The 4,954-nt window shown below is 70.0% G+C and carries 3 protein-coding genes and 2 pseudogenes; all 5 read left to right on the top strand.

What is annotated here, in order from left to right; all coding sequences use genetic code 11:
- Positions 1-73, top strand: a pseudogene (locus IE124_RS33840) (ATP-binding protein); the annotation flags it as partial.
- A 372-nt stretch (positions 74-445) separates the two neighbouring features.
- A complete protein-coding gene (locus IE124_RS33835; RefSeq protein ID WP_189513813.1) occupies positions 446-3,784 on the top strand; it encodes a sensor histidine kinase in 3,339 nt (1,112 codons plus the stop codon).
- Positions 3,785-3,791: 7 nt separating this feature from the next.
- Positions 3,792-4,205 (top strand): roadblock/LC7 domain-containing protein, encoded by a 414-nt coding sequence (locus IE124_RS33830; protein ID WP_026057603.1) that lies wholly within the window; start codon positions 3,792-3,794, stop codon positions 4,203-4,205.
- 91 nt (positions 4,206-4,296) lie between these two features.
- Positions 4,297-4,851 carry a DUF742 domain-containing protein gene (locus IE124_RS33825; RefSeq protein ID WP_189513811.1) on the top strand — a complete coding sequence of 185 codons (555 nt, stop codon included), beginning with the start codon at positions 4,297-4,299 and terminating at the stop codon, positions 4,849-4,851.
- A pseudogene (locus IE124_RS33820) lies at positions 4,832-4,954 on the top strand (ATP/GTP-binding protein); the annotation flags it as partial. The gene IE124_RS33825 and the pseudogene IE124_RS33820, both read left to right, overlap by 20 nt.

Raw genomic sequence — 4,954 nt, 5'->3', positions numbered from 1 at the left:
CCGCCACCGCGCGGACGCCAAGAGCGCGCTCATCACCCTCGTCGAGCACGCCCTCATGGCCCGTCTGAAGTAGCGGGCCGCAGGACCGGAGGGCCCGTCCGACCGTGTTCGGGCCCCTGCTTTTGTCATATGCCTGCTGTGCGGGGTGATCTGTGTCCTTCGACACGACCGCCCCCGGGTTCATAACGTTTCGACAGAGAATTGGGGCGCCTCGGACACCCGACGCATCCGATCGGTGTCACTGCGCTCACATGAGCCCCGCCATTTGGCGGGGCTCGCTCTTTATGCCCGTTTTATGTCGCCCCAGGAGCACGGAAAGCGGTCGCTTCCCACTGTTTGGAACGGACCCCCTTCACGTGCTGCAATTCATGAACTCCCGAGTAGTACGGCCCTGAACGAAACACCGGCACAACGTAGGTGCCGACGCCGAGAGGTTGTTGGTCGAGTGAGGCGCAGCAAGGAAAGCTCCGCGGAGCAGGAGACACGGGGCAACTTCACCCCGCCGTCGCGCACAGCGGTGTCGCCCGCGGACGTGCCCGTGACACCGCCGCCGGCGGCCACCCCGGGCAGCTCCAGCAAGCTCTCGCCGCGTAACTGGCGGGTACCCACCCGACTGAACGCGATCCTCCTCATACCCGTGCTCGTCGGCCTCGTCATGGGCGGCTTCCAGGTCAAGGGTGCGATCGACACCTGGCAGGAGGCGCAGGACGCCGAGAAGACGGCCCTCATCGTGCGGGCCGCCTCGGAGTACAGCACCGCGCTCCTCAACGAGCGCGACCTCACCGCCGGTCCCCTGCTGGCCGCGAAGACCCCCGAGGACCGCAAGGCCGACGCCGTCGAGCAGGCCTACGCCGCGACCGACGCCGCCCGCCTCAAGTTCGACGAGGCCGCCAAGAACCTTCCCTCGGGCCAGGGCCTGGAGCGCCGTCTCCGGCTCTTCAAGGACGAGGAGCCGAAGCTCGAAGCGCTCCGCAAGGCCGCGTACAGCCGCTCCCTCGACCCCGTGAACACCCAGCTCGGGTACACCGGCGTCCAGCACTACCTCACCGAGTTCTCCAACGAGCTCGGCCTCGGCACCGGCAACGTCACGACCTACGGCCGCAGCGTCTACGCCGTCCAGCTCGCCAAGGGCGCCGAGTCGCTCCAGCGCTCGATCGGCACGCAGCTCCTGGTCCGGCCCAGCCGCAGCGAAGAGGTCTTCGCCCAGCAGTCCGTGGCCTTCAACTCGTACAACTACCTGGAGCAGATCGCCCTCGGCGAGTTCGGCTCCGGCGCCCTGCCCGAGGACGTCGACCTCCTCAAGAAGGTCATGGCCGGCAAGGCCGCCGAGGGTGCGAAGCAGATGCAGGCCGCCGACGTCGAGCTGCCCAAGGGCAAGGACGGCTCCGTCTACTCCGGCGTGGCCTCCGCGATCGGCACCGCCAAGACCCCCGAGGCGCTCGCGGCCCTGAAGTCGAAGGGCATCACGGCCGAGAGCTGGATGGCCGTCGCCACCGCCAAGTTCGAGGGCTACTCCGACGTCGAGAAGGCCCTCGTCGACAAGGCCGTGACCGAGGCCGTCAAGATCTCCGACGAGGCCAAGACGGACGCCTGGGTCATCGGCGCCATCGTCGTCGTCGCCCTGCTCACCGCCTTCATCCTGGCCGGGATGATGGCCCGCCAGATGAGCCGCTCGATGCGCGAGCTGCGCACCGCCGCCTTCGGCATCGCCGAGCAGCGCCTGCCGATGCTCGTCGACCAGCTGTCCCGCACCGAGCCCGGCCGGGTCGACACCCGCGTACAGCCGATCCCGATCGACTCCCAGGACGAGATCGGCGAGGTCGCCCGCGCCTTCGACCAGGTCCACCGCGAGGCCGTCCGGCTCGCCGCCGAGCAGGCCATGCTCCGGGGCAACGTCAACGCGATCTTCACCAACCTCTCGCGCCGCAACCAGTCGCTGATCGAGGGCCAGCTGACCCTCATCACCGACCTGGAGAACAACGAGGCCGACCCGGACCAGCTGGAGAACCTCTTCAAGCTGGACCACCTGGCGACCCGTATGCGCCGCAACGGCGAGAACCTCCTCGTCCTCGCCGGCGAGGAGCCGGGCCGCCGCTGGGACCAGCCGGTCCCGCTGGTCGACGTCATGCGCGCCGCCTCCTCCGAGGTGGAGCAGTACGAGCGCATCGAGCTGGCCGGCGTGCCGGAGGCCGAGATCCACGGCCAGGCCGTGACCGACCTCGTCCACCTGCTCGCCGAGCTCCTGGAGAACGCCACGACGTTCTCCTCCCCGCAGACCAAGGTGCGCGTCACCGCGACCCGTCTCCCCGACGGCCGCGTGATGGTCGAGATCCACGACAAGGGCATCGGCCTCACCGCCGAGGACTTCGCGGACATCAACCACAAGCTGGCCAACCCGCCGACCGTGGACGCCGCCGTCTCGCAGCGCATGGGCCTCTTCGTGGTCGGCCGCCTCGCCGACCGGCACGGCATCCGGGTCCAGCTGCGCCCCTCGGGCGAGCAGGCCGGGACGACCTCGCTCGTCATGCTGCCGGACGCGATCACGCACGGCGGTGGCGGCGAGCAGCCGGTCCAGGACGACTTCACCGTCTCGCAGATCATTCCCCAGCAACAGCAGCAGAGCGCCTTCGAGGCTCCGGCCCCGCAGGCGATGCTGACCGCAGCCGATCTCGGCTTCGACGACTCGCGCTACGAGGAGCAGGGTGAGGGCGAGCAGTCGCTCGACCCGGTCAACCGCTCCCTGATGCGCGAGGACCGGCGTGCGACGCTCAGCGACCGGGCGCAGGGCGGCGACCGTCCGCTCTTCCGCGACGAGTCGGAGTCCGCCGCGCAGGAGTACGGACAGGCCCAGGAGTACGACGGGGCCCAGGAGTACGACGGGGCGCAGGAGTACGGCCAGGGTCAGGAGTACGCGCAGAACGAGGCGTACGGCGGCCAGGAGTACACCGGCGAGTACGCGCAGCAGCCTCAGGAGCAGCAGGCGTACCCGCAGCACCAGGGCTACGCGCAGCAGCAGTACGGCCAGGGTCAGGAGTACGCCGGCGAGTACCCGCAGCAGGGTTACGAGGCGTACCCCCAGGCCGGCTATGCGGAAGCTTCGTACGAGACCCCGGCAGTCGAACACCAGCAGTACGGCAATGCGTTCGACGCCCAGGCCCAGCAGGGTGAGTGGCAGGACCAGAACGCCTACCAGGGCGGCTACGGGCAGCAGTACGGGACGGAACCGGAATCTGCTCCGGCCGCTCCCGAACAGGCCCGCGACCGCGTAGGCTTCGACCGTCCGGGTCCCACTCCGAACCCCGCCCCGGACGCCGGCCACGCACTGACCGACGCAGGTCTGCCGCGCCGCGGCAGCGTCGCCCCGCAGACGCAGCAGGCGCCGCGACAGGCACCGCCCGCGCAGACGCGACAGCCCGCGCAGGCCCCGCAGCCGGCGCAGGCCGAGCAGCCGGCGGGGTCGGTAGAGCAGCAGGGCGAAGCCGAAGGCTCCGAGGCGTGGCGGTCGGCCAACGACGAGCGCTGGCAGCGGGCCGGGAAGCTGAAGGACCCGAAGGCGGGCGGGGTCACCTCGTCCGGTCTTCCCCGCCGGGTCCCCAAGGCCAACCTGGTCGAGGGCACGGCGGAGCAGACGCCGCAGGGCGGCCCCCAGGTCTCCCGCGCACCCGAGGACGTCCGGGGCAGGTTGAGCAACCTGCGCCGCGGTGTCCAGCAGGGACGCAGCGCGGGAACGGACACGAACGGATCGGGCCTCGGCCCGGGCAGTACCTACAACCAGGAGCGTTAGTGTGAGCATGAGCCAGGCGGCGCAGAATCTGAACTGGTTGATCACCAACTTCGTGGACAACACCCCCGGGGTGTCCCACACCGTGGTGGTCTCCGCCGACGGACTCCTGCTGGCGATGTCCGAGGGCTTCCCCCGGGACCGCGCCGACCAGCTGGCGGCCGTCGCCTCCGGACTGACCTCGCTGACCGCGGGCGCGTCCCGGATCTTCGAGGGCGGTGCGGTCAACCAGACCGTGGTGGAGATGGAGCGCGGCTTCCTCTTCATCATGTCGATCTCGGACGGCTCCTCGCTGGCCGTGCTCGCCCACCCGGAGGCCGACATCGGCCTCGTGGGCTACGAGATGGCCCTGCTCGTGGACCGAGCGGGCACGGTCCTCACTCCCGACCTCCGGGCGGAGCTTCAGGGAAGTCTTCTCAACTAACAGACAGACAGTGCGTTTCACGTCACCGCACCGTAAGGTGCGGTGGCGCGGTTCAAGGGACATGGACCGCGAGGCAGTCGGAGGAGGAGACGTGGGAACACCCCCGGGCGCAAGCCACTACAACGGATATGACGCGCACCAGGCGCCACTGGGCGACACCGCGCAGAACCGGTTCAACTTTCCCTCCGCCCCGAGCAGACAGGGCGCATCGCAGCCCTATCGGCAGCCTCAGGCCCAGCAGCACACGCCGGCGGGCTCGCCGAGCGCCCCGCGTGCCGCGTCCTCCGCGGGCGGTTCGGGCGGGCACAACCCGCTCGTGCGTCCGTACGCGATGACCGGCGGCCGGACCCGGCCGCGCTACCAGCTCGCCATCGAGGCGCTGGTCAGCACCACGGCCGATCCGGCCAGGCTGCACGGGCAGTTGCCCGAGCACCAGCGGATCTGCCGGCTGTGCATCGAGATCAAGTCGGTCGCCGAGATCTCGGCCCTCCTCTCCATTCCTCTCGGCGTTGCCCGGATCCTCGTCGCCGACCTGGCCGAGGCCGGACTTGTCGCCATTCACCAGCCAGGCGGCGACGAGGCCGCCGGCGGCCAGCCAGCCGTGACACTGCTCGAAAGGGTGCTCAGTGGACTTCGCAAGCTCTAGCGGCGGTGCAGCCCGCTCAACCACCAGCGCGAAGATCGTGGTGGCGGGCGGCTTCGGCGTGGGCAAGACCACGTTCGTCGGCGCCGTCTCGGAGATCAACCCG

The organism is Streptomyces narbonensis, assembly GCF_014649015.1.
Lineage (GTDB): Bacteria > Actinomycetota > Actinomycetes > Streptomycetales > Streptomycetaceae > Streptomyces > Streptomyces narbonensis.
This window is presented reverse-complemented; position numbering and strand designations above follow the sequence as displayed.

Coding starts and splice junctions, on each gene's coding strand:
- IE124_RS33830 (WP_026057603.1), top strand. CDS start 3,792: ATGAGCCAGGCGGCGCAGAATCTGAACTGGTTGATCACCAACTTCGTG.